Origin of the sequence: Chitinophaga sp. SYP-B3965 (assembly GCF_009647655.1) — a bacterium.
In the GTDB taxonomy this organism is placed as follows: domain Bacteria; phylum Bacteroidota; class Bacteroidia; order Chitinophagales; family Chitinophagaceae; genus Chitinophaga.
Window position 1 is genome coordinate 1 of the sequence record NZ_WJFD01000004.1, and the last position, 16652, is coordinate 16652.

A 16652-nucleotide genomic window follows, 5' to 3' on the forward strand; every position below is an offset into this window, starting at 1 on the left:
ATGAGATGGGGACTAATACACAACATGGGCCTCCAGCCCAGTCACTCACTTAGTTCACCCCATCTCTTTCCTTCAATTTAATCCATTATTTTATCCATACAAATCTAAAGGTCACTCACTTCGGCGGTTTTTTTACTACTGAACGGCAGCTTTGTTTAGTCTGTCTCAACTCTTGACATAGGGTCAGTGTTTGACTGAGGTTTGTCCAGTCTTCGATAGCCGTATTTACTAATACTAAAGAAAAAGGCCGTCCTTTTCAGAACAGCCCCTTCCTTTTTAAGCAGGTATTAATTATTTCAACAGCGTTCCTTTCAAACGCATTAACTCAGTTTCAGAGATCTTTGTATTATACCGCGCCTGGATCAAACGGTAAGCTGCCAGCTCCAGACTTTGCTGCGCTTCTTTCAATTCCAGTGTGGTAGATACGCCCTGGCGGAAACGCTCCAACGCTACCATCACATTTTCCCTGGCGAGGTCCACACTTTCTTCTTCCAGCGTGAGGGACATCTTATAGTACTCATAATCCTTAAAAGCATTCCGCAGGAAAAGGTTCACCTGTGATTGCTGATTATCTAAGGAGAGCTGCTGATATTGAATATCCAGCTTTGCCGCCTTCACCTGCCGGTGTACGTTCAGACCATTGAAGATGGGCACGGTAGCAGAGAAGCCATAGTTAAAACCCTTATTCTGGTTAAACACCGGGCTGAACTGGTTCACCGCAGCATTGGCCCTTGATTGAGAAAAGTTATAAGCAGAGTTGAAAGAGAGGATCGGAAAGAAATCTCCTTTCGCTTCCTTCAAAGCAAGGCGGGAGATCTCCACGTTCTGTTTCGCCATCTGCAACTGCGGATTCGTCTGATACAGGTTTTCCTGGATCTCCCCAAAAGAAAGGGAGAGGTTCACCGGAATAGTATCCAGCACATCGTAATTGGTACTTTCATCTGCAATGGCCAGTAACTGGTTGAGGGAAGCTTTGCTTTGCTCAATGGTTGTCTGCTGGCGAAGCCACATAGCACGTTGCGCATTGTAATCCACTTTTGCCTGCAGCCAGTCCGTTTTAGGCCCAAGCCCCGTCTGGAATTTGGCGTCACTCAGTTTCACTCTTTCTTCAGAGATGCTCATCTGTTCTGCCAGTGCACGCAGCTGTTGTTTTTGTTGCGCAATGTTATAATAGCCATTGATGATAGCCGCGATCGTATTCTCCAACTGGTTCTTTACTCCCATCTCTCCTAAGATCTCAATAGCCTGGATACGCTGGCGGGTAGCAAACATCTTAAACCCGTCAAACAATGTCCAGTTAAGGTTTAGCGCTGCCTGGGCCTGCCGGTTTTTAATACCGCTGGTGTCCCGTTTAGTGCCATTACCAAACTCCTGTTTGGTGCCGGTGTTGGTCCATGTTTTTGATGCCGTTCCATTCAGGCGGGGAGCAAAAGCAAAGTTGGCATACGCATTATCATTGGCAGCAACAGCTGCGTCATTACGGGCTAGGCGGATGTCAAAGTTGTTCTTTAATCCCAGATCTATGGCCTGTTCCAGCGTAAGCACCTGTTGTGCTTTGGCGCCAGGTACAAGCAATAGTGAAATGATGCCGGCTAAAAATATTCTGATCAGTTTCATTGTATTGATTAATGATTCTTATGCATGTGCTGATGCGGCAGCCGCTTCCGGATTTTCCTGCAACAGCGCTTCTTCATATTCAACATTCTTTTTTCTGCGGCTCAGGAAAGTATACATCGCCGGGATCACATATAAAGTGAGCACCAGGGAGAACATAATACCACCTACGATCACAATACCCAGCGGAATACGACTGGTAGCAGCAGCTCCAAGACTCATGGCAATGGGCAATGCACCTAAGGCCATGGCAAGGCTCGTCATGAGGATGGGGCGCAAACGCATCACAGAACCTTCAATGGCAGAGGCCGCTTTTTCTTTACCCGCATCACGCATATGGTTGGCAAACTCCACAATGAGGATACCATTCTTCGTTACCAATCCTATCAACATAATTACCCCGATCTGCGAGAAGATGTTCCATGTTTGACCAAACGCCCACAGGGAAAGTAATGCACCCGCAAATGCAAGCGGTACTGTTAACATGATGATGAATGGATCTACCCAGCTTTCAAACTGAGCAGCCAGTACCAGGTAGATCAATACAAGTGCCAGCACCAATGCGAACATCGTATTGGAACCACTTTCCGCATAGTCACGGGAAGAACCGCTCAGTGCAGTTGCAAAAGATTCATCTATCAGTTTTTCTTTTTCCAGCTTATCATAAATGCTATTCATGGCCGCGATGCCATCACCGATCGTTTTACCCGGAGCAAGGCCTGCAGAAATAGTAGCAGATTTCATCCGGTTAAAGTGGTAGATGATGGGCGGGCTTGTTTCTTCATTGATGGTAACGAGGTTATCCAGTTGTATGGGTTCACCACGGGAGTTACGTACATAAATACTTTGCAGATCTACAGGATCATCCCGGTCGTCCCGGAATACCTGGCCCATTACCTGGTATTGTTTACCATTACGGATAAAATATCCAAAGCGCCTGTTACTCAGTGCCAGTTGTAATGTAGAAGAAATGTCTTCCACGGAAACACCTAATTCACTGGCTTTAGGACGATTGATCTGAATGCGTAATTCCGGTTTATTGAACTTAAGGTCCACATCCACACCCTGGAAAGTAGGATTGGCGTTGGCCTCATCCATAAAGCGGGGGATCACAGATGCCAGTTTATCAAAGTTCACATTCTGCAATACAAACGATACCGGCAAACCGCCACGACGGCCTACCTGGATAGTTTGTTGTTCTATCGCAAATACTTTTCCCAGCGGGAATTTGTACATGTTCCTGTTCACCATATCCACGATCTGCTTCTGAGAGCGGCTCCTTTCCTTTGGTTCCGGTAAGGTCACAAATATAAAGGCCGTATTCACAGAACCACCACCAGAAAAGCCAGGTGCTGTAACAGACATGATGATCTGCTTTTCCGGAATGGAGTCCAGCAGAAAATCTACCAGGCTATTCACATATTTATCCATCGCATCGTAGGAAGTTCCTTCCGGTGCGGTAACAGATAAACGGAAAGAGTTCCTGTCTTCCATCGGCGCCAGTTCTGATTGCAGCGTAGTGAACAGCCAGTAGATCATACCTAAGCAGACCAGGATGATCACAACCGCCATCGCTTTCACCTTCATAAATGCGGAGAGCGACTTCTGGTAACTACTTTCCATCCATTGGAAGAAAGGTTCTGTTTTTTCATAGAACCAGGAGTGTTTATGTGTTTTATGTGCCAGCTTAACGTTGAGCACAGGGGTGAGCGTTAAGGATACAAATGCAGAGATCAATACCGCGCCAGCTACCACGATCCCAAACTCCCGAAACAAACTTCCCACAAAACCCTGTAAGAAGATGATGGGTAAGAATACGAAAGCGAGTGTGATGGAAGTGGCAATTACCGCAAAGAAGATCTCTTCAGATCCTTCCTTCGCTGCACGCATCCGTGGTAAACCCGCTTCAATCTTTTTATAGATGTTCTCCGTTACCACAATACCATCATCCACCACCAGCCCCGTTGCCAGTACAATGGCCAAAAGAGTGAGGATGTTGATGGTAAAACCACAGACGTACATGATAAAGAAGGCACCGATCAATGATACCGGGATATCCAGGATAGGCCGCAAAGCCATCAGCCAGTCACGGAAGAAGAGGTATACGATCAGGATCACGAGCACTAATGCAATGATCAGTGTTTCCTGTACTTCGTGAATACTTTTCTTAATGAAAGCAGTATTATCTATCCCGATGTTCAGGCTAAAATCGTCTGGTATCTCTTTTTTAAGATGTTCATACCGTTTGTAGAATTCTTCTGAGATGGCCACATAGTTAGCACCAGGCTGAGGGATCAATCCCAATGCAATTTGTGCTATACCGGATTCCTTCAGCTGCGTTTCTTCATTTTCCGGTCCCAGTACAGCCTGCCCAACATCCCGGAGCCTTACTACAGCACCGTTCACATTCTTAATGATCAGGTTATTGAATTCATCTTCCGTATCCAGCCGTCCGAAAGTACGTACCGTTAACTCTGTGGAGTTTCCTGCAATTTTACCGGAAGGTAATTCCACGTTCTCTTTTGTGAGCGCGTCCTGCACATCCCCTGGTGTGAGGCTGTAAGCAGATAATTTGGAAGGGTCCATCCATATGCGCATGGCATATTTCTTTTCACCCATGATCTGGATAGAACTTACACCCGGAATAGTTTGTAATTTTTCCAGCAGTACGTTGGTAGCATATTCCGTTATTTCCAGCTGATTACGCGTATTACTCTGCACCGTCATCGAAATGATGTTATCAGAGTTGGCATCTGCCTTAGAAACTACTGGTGGTGCTTCCAGGTCAGGAGGAAGATTTCGTTGTGCCTGGGAAACTTTATCCCGCACATCGTTCGTAGCCGCTTCCAGGTCTTCTCCCAGTTCAAATTCCACCGTAATATTACTACTACCCTGGCTGCTGAGCGAAGAGATATTTTTGATCCCGGCCACACCATTGATAGCTTTCTCCAGTGTTTCCGTGATCTGTGTTTCAATGATATCCGAATTGGCGCCACCATAAGAGGTACGCACATTCACAACCGGAGGATCGATGGCCGGGAAATCCCGCACCCCCAGGAAAGTGTAACCCACAAGGCCGAAGATCACAATGATGATATTCATCACAATTGCCAGCACCGGCCGCTTGAGCGATATGGAAGGTAAACTCATGTTAATATTTTTGCGTTGTTCTACTGTACCTTATTGTACTTAAAAGGAGAACCGGGTTTTAATTGAAGAATACCACTTGTGATAACTGTATCGCCTATCTGAAGTCCACTTAAGATCTCCACATTACTTTCATTCCGGGAACCGGTTTCCACGATCACGAATTTGGCCCTTCCGCTGTCTGCCACGATCACCTGTTTATTACGGGTGCCGGGGATCACTGCCTGAGAGGGGATCATGATGGCTTTCGGTTTATCTTTTAAACGGATAGAAGTTTTAGCGAAAGAACCGGGGAACAGTTTGCCGGAAGGGTTTGGCACCAAAGCACGGATCATCACACTACGTGTGGCCAGATCTATCTTTGGGTCTATGGCATAAATGGTGCCTTTATATTTTGATGTATCACCTGTTACCGTGAAAGTCACCGGCTCTCCTTTACGGATAGCATTCTTGTATTTTTCAGGCGCCGCAAAATCTATTTTTAAAGGATTGAGCTGTTGCAAGGTGGTCATAATAGTAGCCGGACTCACAATAGCACCTTCACTCACATTCCTTAAACCCAGCGTTCCACTGAAAGGAGCACGGATCTCAGTTTTCTGCAATTGTGCCCTGTTAAATTCAATATCTGCTCCGTAAGCACTCACCTGGTTGCTGGTAACATCCACATCCTGCTGACTGATACCATTGATCTTCAACAGTTGTTGCTGGCGGGAGAGGGTGGTTTTGGATAATTCACGTTGTAATTCCAGTTTACGGATCTGTGCAGTGATATCTCCGTCATATATCTTAACAAGGAGGGCACCTTTACTTACGGTTGTTCCTTCTTTAAAATAGATATTGGTGATCCTGCCGGTGATTTCCGGTTTCAATTCCACTTCTTCATTACTCTGCAATGTACCGCTGGCTTCAATGGCTTCATCTAAAACAACGGGTTGAACAACATAAGCATCTGCGAGAATGGGTTTTCCTGCGCCGCGACCTGCTGCTTTTGGCGGACCGGCGGGTTCCTTGGGTTCACTCTTAGCGACCATTTTGTACACAAAAAAACCGGCTACCGCCAGGATTAGGAATAATAGAACGATTCTTAAGGTCTTATTGCGCATGATTAAATAAATATATTGTTTAGCTGGATTTCCTTTTCTGATTCAATTGCACGTGATCTGCGCCCATATGCAAGTTACGGTTTAGCCGCTGCACAAAATAGCGGCTAAAATTAATTATTGGACGTCAAGCGGACCCGGTTCCGGTTTTAAATGTGGTTAAGTGGTGCTATAAATGTTTGAATGGTCAACTTGTATGTCATAACATCTATAGTCCTAAAAGGGGGGTATAAGGATGCTTATACAATATATAATGGTGTATAATCGAGCAAAAGACGGTAAAAAGGAGAGCTGACATAAGGAATTTCACGTATATCGAAACCCGTTAAACAACCTCTCATCCCGCCACAAGGGCCATTCGTGAGGGATTTGGGGACATTGCCAAATTGGAAAATCTCCGTTAAAATTTGACTATGGTCTTGGCAATTCAATAAATATTATATTTTTGCAGTCAAGTTTTAAACCAAAAACACTTAAAATTATGTCAGACATTGCATCAAGAGTTAAAAAGATCATTATTGACAAATTAGGCGTTGACGAGGCCGAGGTAACTCCTGAAGCCAGCTTTACCAACGACTTAGGCGCTGACTCTTTGGATACTGTAGAACTGATCATGGAATTCGAAAAAGAATTCAATATCTCCATTCCTGACGAACAAGCAGAGACTATCACCACTGTTGGCCAGGCAGTAGCTTACCTGGAAGAACACGTAAAATAATCCAACTAATCAGAACTGTTTTAATGCAACCAAGACGAGTAGTCGTTACAGGTTTAGGCGCGCTGACACCGCTCGGCAATTCCGTTGATGCCTTTTGGCAGGGATTGGCGAACGGTGTATCCGGCGCTGACTTCATCAAGCAGTTCGACGCTGCCAAATTCAAAACCCGCTTCGCCTGCGAGCTTAAGAACTTCGATCCTACTCAATTCATGGATAAGAAGGATGCCCGCAAGATGGATCCCTTCACCCAAACAGCCGTTATTGCAGCCGATGAGGCAATTGCCGATGCAAAGATCGATCGCAATTCCGTGGATGTAGATCGCGTTGGGGTGATTTGGGGTACGGGGGTTGGAGGTATGATCAACTTCAGCCACGAGCTGAAGGAATTCTTTGCAGGAGACGGAACCCCGAGGTTTAGTCCTTTTCTGATCACCCGCCTTATTTTGGATATTGCCGCAGGGCATATATCCATCAGGCATGGTTTCAGGGGACCAAACTTTTCTGTGGTTTCCGCTTGTGCTTCCGCTACTAACGCTATTATTGATGCGATGTACCATATCAGATGGGGCAAAGCAGATGTAATCATTACCGGAGGATCTGAAAACATCATCAATGAACCTTGTGTTGGCGGATTTAACGCCATGAAGGCTTTGAGTGAAAGGAACGATGATCCTAAAACGGCTTCCAGGCCTTTTGATCTGGACCGTGATGGTTTTGTAATGGGCGAAGGTGCAGGAGCGCTTGTTCTGGAAAGTTATGAACATGCCATGGCACGCGGTGCAAAGATCTATGCAGAATTAGCAGGAGGTGGCGCTACCGCAGATGCACATCACATTTCTGCTCCCCATCCGGAAGGCCTGGGAGCTTTTAATGTAATGAAATCTGCACTCAACGACGCAGGAATGAAACCGGAAGACATTGATTACATCAATGTTCACGGAACTTCCACTCCCCTGGGAGACGTTGCCGAAGTGAAGGCTGTACAACAGGTATTTGGAGAAGCAGCATTTAAGCTGAATATCAGTTCCACTAAATCCATGACCGGCCACTTATTAGGGGCTGCAGGAGCAGTGGAGTCTATAACCGTTATCAAGAGCATTATTGAAGGCCTCGTACCACCCACCATTAACCACTTCACGGACGATCCCCAATTGGACGCCAGGTTGAACTTTACTTTCAATGTTGCCCAAAAACGCGAAGTAAGAGCTGCCCTCAGCAATACTTTCGGTTTTGGTGGACACAATGCCTCCGTTATTTTCAAAAAATTTGTTCCTTGATTGTGTGAAAATACTTCCAGGATTTCTATATAAGCTCATCTACGGGAAAAGGCAACTTTATAAAGACCTGTACAATTTACTCGGGTTTCACCCTGGTAACCTGGCTTTATATGAAGTAGCCTTGAGCCATCGTTCCAGCAAAGAGAAATTTCTCGAAAGCAACGAACGACTGGAGTACCTCGGTGATGCCATATTGGGAGCAATTATCGGAGACTATCTTTTCAAAAAATACCCCTACAAAACAGAAGGTTACCTCACTGAAATGCGGTCAAAGATCGTGAACCGGCAACAGCTCAATGATATTGCTATCAAAATGGGCTTGCGTAAACTCACTATCTACGATAAGTACAACAGTTTCTTAAAGATCAGCCAGATCTTTGGGAATACGTTGGAAGCATTGGTAGGAGCCGTTTACCTGGATAAAGGGTATAATCAAACCAAACAGTTCGTACACAAACGCCTGCTGGTTCCATACATTGATCTGGAAACGCTGGAGTCTGTGGAAATGAACCACAAGAACAAACTCTATGGCTGGGCTAACAAAAATGGCAAGACCCTGGAGTTTGAACTGATAGAAGAACAAATGGATAATGGCCGCCGTATTTTCACAGTGGGCGCCATGCTGAATGGTGAACTCATTTGCACCGGTAAAGCTTTCAATAAAAAAGATGCCAGCCAGATTGCAGCTTCCCAGGCTATAGAACTGCTGGGCATTGGAACAGATGATAAATAGGAGGTGGGCGTTTTTAAAACATCTTTACCTGCTACGTTAAAAAAATACCCCCCTTAAATTCTCTACTGGCTACTTCGATCTCATTTTTCCCCTCAGAGTTAGGGGAGGTAGAGTCTTTTTATTTTTTATGTCAATTTCACCTCAGAGCCAGGGAGTATGTCTTTTATATTTCATTTCTAAAAAAAAAGAATACCCCCCTTTACTCTCTGCTACTTAGACTTCACATCCAACCTTAAAATAGTCCTCAACTTCTCCATTGCTGTTTTGGAAGGATCTGTTATATACAGCTCATGATGTGGCCCGCATATATCCAGGTTATGTAATTTGATATAGGCCAGCAACTTCTCAATAGTGGGCAATTCATCATGGTAAGAGCCGGTATGTAAGATCTGCACAGCCAATGTACCAGGAAAATGTTCAAAGTGTAATTCATCCAGGTGGGCAAGTTTCTTGTTGCCAGCCAGCGCTGCTGCTTGCGTAAAATCATTCTTTGAAACAAAGTCCGGCAGCTGTATGCGCAGTTTCCACTGCCATTCATGCATCGGAGCCGCATTTACCTGTGCACCACTCTCCGTCCACCAAAAACCTTCCAGGTTGGCTACTTTGAAGTCTTTATCCTGCAGTTTGTTGATCTTTTTGATGTTGTACGCGGTGGCATACAACGCTTTTACTTTTGCATTGAACAGCGCGGAATTAGGATCGCCATCACCTTCAATGGTAATGAAGTTTGCAGCAGCAATCGTAACGATCTCCGGAGTGGCTTTCGCGCGATAATATTGTTTCTGTTCTTTGGCGAGGTCTGTCTTTTGCATATGTTGTTAGTTTATACAACAAAGAAAAGACGGGGTAGTGACAACATTATGTCAGCAGTGATGGGCTAATAATTCTTTAATTTTTACCTGCATGATGTCTTTCATATCCACGGGTGAAATAATGGTAGCCTTATTCCCCAGCATCAGCAACCAGCGGGCAATACAGGGAAGGCTGCCATAAAGGAAGGTCATTTCAATAAATTGCTCTTCCGTTTTTTCCTGCACAAAGCCATAGTAGTATTTCTGTTCAGTGAGGAAGCGCGCCACATCATGTGAAAACCGCACTTTCACTTCCGTAAGCTTTTCTTCATTTTCTTTATGTCCTTTGGCAATGAACTCCTGGAGGCTCATCCGCCCGTTCTTATTAAAAGTCTGATCTGTAACGGAGAGGCTCTTAATACGATCCGCCCTGAAATCCCGGTAATCCTGTCTTAAACGGCAGTAGCCGATCAGGTGCCAGCTGTTGTGCATGTGAAAAATACCGATCGGCTCAATATCCCGGCGGGCCGAAGTAGCATTGTAATGAGAATAATAATCGAGGGAAAGCACTTTCTGCCGGGCCAGCGCATCCTGGATCTCACTCAGGAAACGGTTAGGGAATTCTTCTCCCACATTGTTTGGCCGCGATTTGATCACCGCAATATTATCGTCCAGGGATTCCAGGAAATCCTTGTCCGTACCCCGCAGTACCGCTCTGATCTTTTGCATGGCATTGCTGAACTGCTGCTGATTGGAATGATCACTGTGTTTTTCCATCAGCTTTTCGCCGGTAAGGAGGGCAGCAGCTTCTGTACGATTGAACATGATCGGCGGCAGGTGGTAACCTTCCACAATATAATAACCGGTACCCGCCTCTGCCCCAATGGGAACACCCGCTTCCATTAAAGCTTTCACATCACGGTATACCGTACGGAGGCTTATTTCAAAGCGGTCGGCTATTTCCTGGGCCTTCACCACTTTTTTCCCCTGGAGCTGTACAAGTATGGCAGTTAGCCGGTCAATACGATTCATACCCCAAATTTACGTTTTCCGCAACGGCAAGGAAACCTCTGAATAACTTTTGACGTATTTAAACCTTGCCGGCCATTATTGGTCAAATAATGTGACGATTTGGAAAAGGGTGTTTCAACGCACATGTTTTTTAAAAGAACGTCGTCTAACTATTGAAAGGATAACCCCTTAACGATATTCAGCCTCCCGGAAGGGCGGTTTGTAAAGTACTAGTTGCTGTTACAGCATATAGTTAGGTTAAATGGTAAAGCCCTGGCAATTCCTTGCCGGGGTTTCTCTTTTTTAGTAACTCATCTCATTTAACTTCACTTTTCCCCTGAAGGTCCAGAAGACAAAAATAGTGTAACTCAGCACCAGAGGCGTCCCGATAGCAGCAATCAACAGCATGATCCTTAATGCTTTAGGCGAAGATGCGGCATGATAGATACTGATGCTGTTAGCCGGATCTGTAGTAGAAATAATAATATTAGGGTAGAGGCCAATGGCAAAAAGTATCAGCAGCATGGCCGTAATGCAGCTGGAGAAAACGAATGCAGTAAAGTATTTACGGCTGTCAATGTTCCGTTTGATATTCAAAACAGTCAGCACTGCCAGCAGGGGAATGGCAAACAGCCATGGATATTCCTTGAACTGGTCCGTCATATGGGGAATATAAATGAGGGTGGACATGGAAGCCAGGATAAAACAGAGGATGAAGAACTTGCTGCAATTGTTCACCAAAACAGTGAGTTTGGCATACAGCCGGTTTTCCGTTTTCATCACAAGATAAATTGCGCCATGCAGCATGAAGAGGGAAAGCGTGGTAAAAGCGATCAGGATGGAATAAGGATTAAAGAAAGTGAGCAGGTTGCCGGTGAACTCATGTTTCTCATTAAACGGCAGGCCATGGATCAGGTTGCCCAGTATCAACCCCAGCAAGAGGGTGATGAGTGTGCTGGAAGCCATGTAGCTGATATCCCACATTTTTCGCCACCAGGCCATGGTTTCCTTACTGCGGAATTCAATGGAGATGGCCCTGAAAATGAGCGCTACCAGGAACAGCATGAAAGGAACATAAAAAGTAGAGAGGATGGTACCGTATAATAAGGGGAATCCAGCAAACAGTGCACCGCCGGAAATCACCAGCCATACTTCATTTCCATCCCATACAGGCCCAATGGCATTAAGGGCAATGCGCCGGCTTTCTTCTTTATTAAAGAAAAGGTGCAGGGCGCCGGCGCCAAGATCAAATCCATCCAGTACACCGTAACCAGTGATGAGACCTCCAATCACCAGGAACCACAGGGTAGGGAGGTCTATGCCGAGAATTGTTTCCATTATGCCTGTAATTGTTTAATGTTACGTTTAGAGAATTCGTCACTGTCGTCTTCCTCATTGGGCGTCATTTCCGGACCATGAACGATCTTTTTATTCAGCAGGTAGAGGAAAAGCACCAGCAGTAAGGTATACACGAGACTAAATAATACGAGGGAGAAGATCACCTGTTCTGCTTTTACTTCTTTGGACAAAGCATCAGAAGTTCTCAGCAATCCATACACTACCCAGGGTTGCCTGCCCACTTCTGCAGAATACCACCCCACCTGGTTAGCAATCTGGGGCAGCATCACTGCCCAGACGAAAATGGTCATGAGCCATTTCTGCGAAAACAGTTTCTTTTTCCAGAGCAGGAAAGTGGCTGTGAGCGTGAGTGCTATCAGGAACATGCCGATGCTGATCATGATATGATAAGTCTGGAAAACGAAGTTAACGGCGGAAGGGCGGTCTGCTTTCGGGAAAGCATTCAGACCAGTAACGGGCGCGTTAAAACTGCCATGGGTAAGGAAAGAGAGTCCTCCCGGAATTTTAATGCCCGTTGTTTTCCCGGTTTTATTATCTACCCAACCCACAATATACATGGGCGCTACGGCGGAACTATCATAATGTCCTTCCATGGCAGCCAGTTTGGCCGGTTGGTATTTACTCACATAATGAGCGGAGCGGTGTCCGGTGAAAAGCTGTGCCAGTGCGGCAATGGTGGCTACACAAAGTCCCACTTTGAACATGGCCTGTGCAGCGGTAACAAAACGTTTTTTGATGATATACCAGGCGGCCACGCTCATCACGAGGAAAGAGCCTGCGAGGAAAGCACCAATGATCACATGGCTCAAACGGTCCATAGAAGAAGGGTTGAACACCATTTCCCAGAAATCCGTAATGATAGCGCGGGCTTGCATTCCTTCTCCTTCAATCACATAACCGGTGGGTGTTTGCTGCCAGGAGTTGGCAATCACGATCCACACGGCAGAAAACATAGAACCCAGGGCTACCATGATGGTTGAAAAGAAGTGCACTCCTTTGCTCACCCTGTTCCATCCAAATAAGAGGATGCCCAGGAAGCCTGATTCCAGGGCAAATGCGAAGATGCCTTCCGCTGCGAGGGCGCTGCCAAAGATATCTCCCACATAGCGGGAATAGACCGCCCAGTTAGTACCAAACTCAAATTCCATCACAATACCCGTGGCCACGCCAATACCAAAGATGAGGGCAAATATTTTGATCCAGAACCGGGTGATATCCTCATACATCTTTTTACCGGTACGGAGATACAGTCCTTCCATGATCACCAGGCAAAGGCCAAGACCTATGCTGAGCGGGGGGTATATATAATGGAAGGCAATCGTAAAGGCAAATTGGATGCGGGAGAGGATTTCAACAGAAGGCATGATCCAGGTATTTAATGATGGTCTTGCAAAGGTAGTCCGGTGACGATAGCATATAGTGATCTTCGTCAGGCATCGGGCCTGATGTTAGTCAAGTTAATAAAACAACGGCAGGAAAGGAAAGGTTTTCATACATAAATACGTGTATTACAGCTGGGTTTTAACCCAACAGGGCATTTTCGCATAGCACCTTCGTGTAATAACAAGCTTTTAACACTATCGCCCTGCCCTGATTTTTATATTTGAGCGTCATAGCAGCAGTACGTATAGCAGAACTGGCTGCCATGAGTTAAATTGGAGCGTATTTAACAGGTCTGGGGTTCCCCCCGGACCTGTTCATTTTTTGAACAAGGAAGATATTTATGTTAACCATCAGTTAACAATTCTTACCATTTTGTGTTATTAAATTAGGGTTAGAACACAAATAGCAAAACTGAACATATTATTATTACCAGATAGTTTAATAAGTTAAATTGGAGAGTAAACTTTACCCTGGCCCGATTTTCATCGGGCCATATTTTTTAAAGCGTGTGGATTTGTTAATCAATCGTTGCCCCGCCACCCGATTCATGCAGAAGAAAGAGCATTAATTTGTTGATAACCAAAATATTACTAAATAAACCGGTTTCATTTGTTTAGTTGATGGCATGTGAAAATGCCTTACATTTGATACAGGTATTTGTTTGAAAAATGATCTACCATCAATTCAATATCATTAAAAAAACAGGCCTTACCTCTGCCGTGAAAGACGATGATGCCCGCAAGGTGATGATCGTAAACTCTTTCAGCTTCCTAACCGCCCTGTTATGCACTTTTTGTGGTGTATCACTTTCTCTTATCTCTGGTCAATGGACCATCCTGTATACCGCCATGGCATTCGTTGCCGGCTTCCTCGGCATCCTGCTGCTCAATAAAAAACATCATTATTCCATGGCCAAGTTCGGGCTGTTGCTCGTGTATTGCATGGTGATGCTGTATTATGGCACAACTTTCGGCGAAAGCACACAAGTACATTTCCTGGGCCTTTTCCTCATAGGCGTTCCACTTTTGATCTGCTCCCAGAAGGAACGTGCATTGAAATGTGCCTGTATGGCCATGCCTGTTACCGGCCTTATTTTACTGGAAGCCAATTATTACTACGAGGTATTTGAACCCATGGAGCTCACCCGCGGTATGACCTTTGCCTTTCGCTGGCTGATCATGACCGTAGTAGTTGTATTAAATGGTATGGTGATCAGCTTCTACCAGATCAATATTGCCAGCCTCGTGAAAACACTGGGTATACGGAACAGGTCATTGCGGAAAACGAATGAAGAGATAGCCGGTAAAGAAGCACAACTGAAACTGGCCAATAAAGAACTGGAAAACTATAATGAGAAACTGGAAAGAGAAGTAGAGATCCGTACGGCGCAACTGAATATTAATTATAAGGTACAGGGAGATATGTTGCTGGACCTGCGGAACACCATGGCGCAGATGAAAAAGAAAGATCAGCAGCTGGAAGAATATGTGTCAGAACTCGAAGCGCTCAGGGCTAATCTTATTGTTGCCAGGGATGATGCGGAAAATGCCAATGCTGCCAAGTCCGCTTTCCTGCGGGAGATCAGTCATGAGATCCGTAACCCGCTCAACGCTATCATTGGTATCAGTTACCTGTTGCTGAACGACAAAGGCAATAAGAACAAGGTACCGCAGAGCATTGTAAGTTATATTGAGAACATCTATACCAGCAGCCACAGCCTGCTGGAGATCATTAATAATGTACTGGAACTGGCTAAGATAGAAGCGGGTAAAACAGATGATATCCGCCAGGAGTCCTTTGCCCTGAGAGAGTGGGTACGCAGTGTGGTGACCATTTACCAGAACGCGGCAAAACTGAAAGATGTAGGGCTGCAATTACAGATCGATAATGGATTGCCTTCCCATATCCTGGGAGACCGTGTGCATCTGACGCAGATCTTGAATAACCTGCTCGCGAATGCGATCAAGTTCACACCGGCCAATAAAAAAGTAACCCTCTACTGTTTCAAAAAGAGCTCCCAGCAATGGTGTATCAGGGTGGCGGATGAAGGAGTAGGTATTGCCAAGGAAAAACAAGGTTTGATCTTCCAGCCTTTTGAGCAGGCAGACAAAACTATTTATCACAAGTTTGGAGGAACAGGTCTTGGCCTGGCTATTTCCAAACGCATTGCAGAACTGATGGGCGGGGAAATTGAAGTATGGAGCCAACCGGGCGAAGGCACAGCGTTTACCGTAACGCTGCCATTGAAAATAGAGAAGAATCATCAGTTGCAGGAAATTGTTCCCGGTAAAAAACAATTCTCTGCATTGTCTTCCAGCAAACGGATCTTACTGATGGAAGATAACCAGACCAACCAGATGATCATGGAACGCTTCTTCTCCAATCTTGGTATCCAGATCATGATCGCGGATAACGGACAGGATGGTGTGGCCATGACCCGTGCCCATATGCCGGACCTGATCATTATGGATATGCACATGCCTAAACTCACCGGCCGCGAAGCATTGAAGCTGATCCGCGAAGATCCGGCGCTGCGTCATATTCCTATCATTGCTATTTCTGCAGATGCTTTCCGTGAGCAGCAGGAAGTAGCATTGAAAGCAGGGGTGAATGAATATCTCATCAAACCCGTGGAGTTCGATCGCTTATATGAAGTGGTAGATAAATATCTGGATGCACCTTGCTTTGCAGCAGCCAGTGAAATGATGGTGGCCAAGGTGAGTTAGCTATTATGGCGCCAGCATAAATTGCACCGTGCCTGCATGATCTCACAACGCCGGCAACCCTTCATACTCCACCCGCACAATCACTCCTTCATCATCCGGTTTTGCTTTTCTTACAGAATTCACCGGCCAGTATTCCAGATCGTCTGAAGGCAATGCGTATTGCAGGATGTTTTGTATCTCTATGTCTGTGAGATTAGGATTGAGCCATTCCTTTTCCAGTTCTATGGGAAGAATGAGCGGCATCCGTCCTGCATTATCTCCGCCGTTGTGAATGCGTTTCATGATGTCGTTCGCATCTCGTGTGAGTACCGTGAAGGTACCTGGCAGTTCTCCTGTTTCAGGATGCGGGATATGGGAATAAGCATACAGCCCTGCAATGAAGAACATGTTCCTGTTCTTTACGCGGATGTAATAAGGTACTTTGTTTTTCCATCCCGGTATTTCACGATGTTCAAAGAATCCGGTGGCCGGTATGAGGCAACGGTTCTTGCGGATGCGGCTCCAGTAGGCTTTCGTATCCAGCACTTTTTCAGAACGTGCATTCACCATCCACTTGCGGCCTTTCTTTATTTCTTCCGGTGTTTTCATATAACCGGGAATAACACCCCATTCAAATTTCAGCAGTTTCAGCTGGCCTTTGTCGAACACCACCACCGGCCACTTTGGATACCCCTGTGCCACTTTATGATAAGTGGGCTCAAAGTGCATATCCAGCTGGTTCAGGTCTTTTAGTTCCGGGAGGTAATCATATACAGATGCAATGCTGGCAGAAAAAGAGAGATCGTAACACATC

12 protein-coding genes are annotated in these 16652 nt (G+C 45.6%); 4 read left to right on the forward strand and 8 right to left on the reverse strand.

From position 1 onward, the window contains the following. Nucleotides 1–291: 291 nt before the first annotated feature. Genes GFS24_RS21095 through GFS24_RS21105 form a run of 3 tightly spaced genes read right to left on the reverse strand, consistent with a single transcriptional unit; the run spans nt 292 to nt 5792 of the window. Complete coding sequence (locus tag GFS24_RS21095; protein ID WP_153662955.1) at nt 292–1617, reverse strand: TolC family protein; 1326 nt, start codon at nt 1615–1617, stop codon at nt 292–294. 18 nt (nt 1618–1635) lie between these two features. Next, entirely contained in the window at nt 1636–4764 is a 3129-nt protein-coding gene (locus GFS24_RS21100; protein WP_153662957.1) for an efflux RND transporter permease subunit, read from the reverse strand. A 20-nt stretch (nt 4765–4784) separates the two neighbouring features. Beyond that, on the reverse strand, nt 4785–5792 hold the full coding sequence (locus GFS24_RS21105) for an efflux RND transporter periplasmic adaptor subunit (protein ID WP_173003145.1): 1008 nt from the start codon (nt 5790–5792) through the stop codon (nt 4785–4787). A 550-nt stretch (nt 5793–6342) separates the two neighbouring features. On the opposite strand from GFS24_RS21105, the gene GFS24_RS21110 reads away from it, so the two are divergent. From GFS24_RS21110 to rnc, 3 genes are read left to right on the forward strand one after another with little or no spacing between them, the layout of a single operon-like run. After that, a complete protein-coding gene (locus GFS24_RS21110) occupies nt 6343–6579 on the forward strand; it encodes an acyl carrier protein (RefSeq protein WP_012788038.1) in 237 nt (78 codons plus the stop codon). A 23-nt stretch (nt 6580–6602) separates the two neighbouring features. After that, nucleotides 6603–7856 carry a beta-ketoacyl-ACP synthase II gene (gene fabF / locus GFS24_RS21115; protein ID WP_153662961.1) on the forward strand — a complete coding sequence of 418 codons (1254 nt, stop codon included), beginning with the start codon at nt 6603–6605 and terminating at the stop codon, nt 7854–7856. A 4-nt stretch (nt 7857–7860) separates the two neighbouring features. Then, nucleotides 7861–8589, forward strand: coding sequence for a ribonuclease III (gene rnc / locus GFS24_RS21120; protein ID WP_371731296.1), 729 nt, complete (start codon nt 7861–7863; stop codon nt 8587–8589). 209 nt (nt 8590–8798) lie between these two features. On the opposite strand, the gene GFS24_RS21125 is transcribed toward rnc, so the two are convergent. The 4 genes from GFS24_RS21125 to GFS24_RS21140 all read right to left on the reverse strand — a co-directional run bounded on the left by GFS24_RS21125 (nt 8799) and on the right by GFS24_RS21140 (nt 13114). Then, nucleotides 8799–9401 carry a GyrI-like domain-containing protein gene (locus GFS24_RS21125; RefSeq protein ID WP_153662963.1) on the reverse strand — a complete coding sequence of 201 codons (603 nt, stop codon included), beginning with the start codon at nt 9399–9401 and terminating at the stop codon, nt 8799–8801. 51 nt (nt 9402–9452) lie between these two features. After that, nucleotides 9453–10412 (reverse strand): YafY family protein, encoded by a 960-nt coding sequence (locus GFS24_RS21130; RefSeq protein WP_153662965.1) that lies wholly within the window; start codon nt 10410–10412, stop codon nt 9453–9455. Nucleotides 10413–10694: 282 nt separating this feature from the next. After that, on the reverse strand, nt 10695–11729 hold the full coding sequence (cydB, locus tag GFS24_RS21135; protein WP_153662967.1) for a cytochrome d ubiquinol oxidase subunit II: 1035 nt from the start codon (nt 11727–11729) through the stop codon (nt 10695–10697). Next, nucleotides 11729–13114, reverse strand: coding sequence for a cytochrome ubiquinol oxidase subunit I (locus tag GFS24_RS21140; protein WP_153662969.1), 1386 nt, complete (start codon nt 13112–13114; stop codon nt 11729–11731). The genes cydB and GFS24_RS21140 overlap by 1 nt, the downstream gene beginning before the upstream one ends. A gap of 687 nt (nt 13115–13801) precedes the next feature. On the opposite strand from GFS24_RS21140, the gene GFS24_RS21145 reads away from it, so the two are divergent. Continuing rightward, entirely contained in the window at nt 13802–15859 is a 2058-nt protein-coding gene (locus GFS24_RS21145; RefSeq protein ID WP_153662971.1) for an ATP-binding protein, read from the forward strand. Between the two features lie 42 nt (nt 15860–15901). Here the strand turns inward: GFS24_RS21145 and GFS24_RS21150 are convergent, their stop codons facing one another. Then, nucleotides 15902–16651 carry an SOS response-associated peptidase gene (locus GFS24_RS21150; protein ID WP_153662973.1) on the reverse strand — a complete coding sequence of 250 codons (750 nt, stop codon included), beginning with the start codon at nt 16649–16651 and terminating at the stop codon, nt 15902–15904. Nucleotide 16652: the final 1 nt, after the last annotated feature.

Excerpts from the sequence above, each read along its gene's own strand:
- GFS24_RS21125 (WP_153662963.1), bottom strand. The coding sequence starts at position 9,401 with ATGCAAAAGACAGACCTCGCCAAAGAACAGAAACAATATTATCGCGCG.
- GFS24_RS21100 (WP_153662957.1), bottom strand. The coding sequence starts at position 4,764 with ATGAGTTTACCTTCCATATCGCTCAAGCGGCCGGTGCTGGCAATTGTG.
- cydB (WP_153662967.1), bottom strand. The coding sequence starts at position 11,729 with ATGGAAACAATTCTCGGCATAGACCTCCCTACCCTGTGGTTCCTGGTG.
- GFS24_RS21110 (WP_012788038.1), top strand. The coding sequence starts at position 6,343 with ATGTCAGACATTGCATCAAGAGTTAAAAAGATCATTATTGACAAATTA.
- GFS24_RS21150 (WP_153662973.1), bottom strand. The coding sequence starts at position 16,651 with ATGTGTTACGATCTCTCTTTTTCTGCCAGCATTGCATCTGTATATGAT.
- GFS24_RS21140 (WP_153662969.1), bottom strand. The coding sequence starts at position 13,114 with ATGCCTTCTGTTGAAATCCTCTCCCGCATCCAATTTGCCTTTACGATT.
- fabF (WP_153662961.1), top strand. The coding sequence starts at position 6,603 with ATGCAACCAAGACGAGTAGTCGTTACAGGTTTAGGCGCGCTGACACCG.
- GFS24_RS21095 (WP_153662955.1), bottom strand. The coding sequence starts at position 1,617 with ATGAAACTGATCAGAATATTTTTAGCCGGCATCATTTCACTATTGCTT.
- GFS24_RS21145 (WP_153662971.1), top strand. The coding sequence starts at position 13,802 with ATGATCTACCATCAATTCAATATCATTAAAAAAACAGGCCTTACCTCT.
- GFS24_RS21130 (WP_153662965.1), bottom strand. The coding sequence starts at position 10,412 with ATGAATCGTATTGACCGGCTAACTGCCATACTTGTACAGCTCCAGGGG.
- GFS24_RS21105 (WP_173003145.1), bottom strand. The coding sequence starts at position 5,792 with ATGGTCGCTAAGAGTGAACCCAAGGAACCCGCCGGTCCGCCAAAAGCA.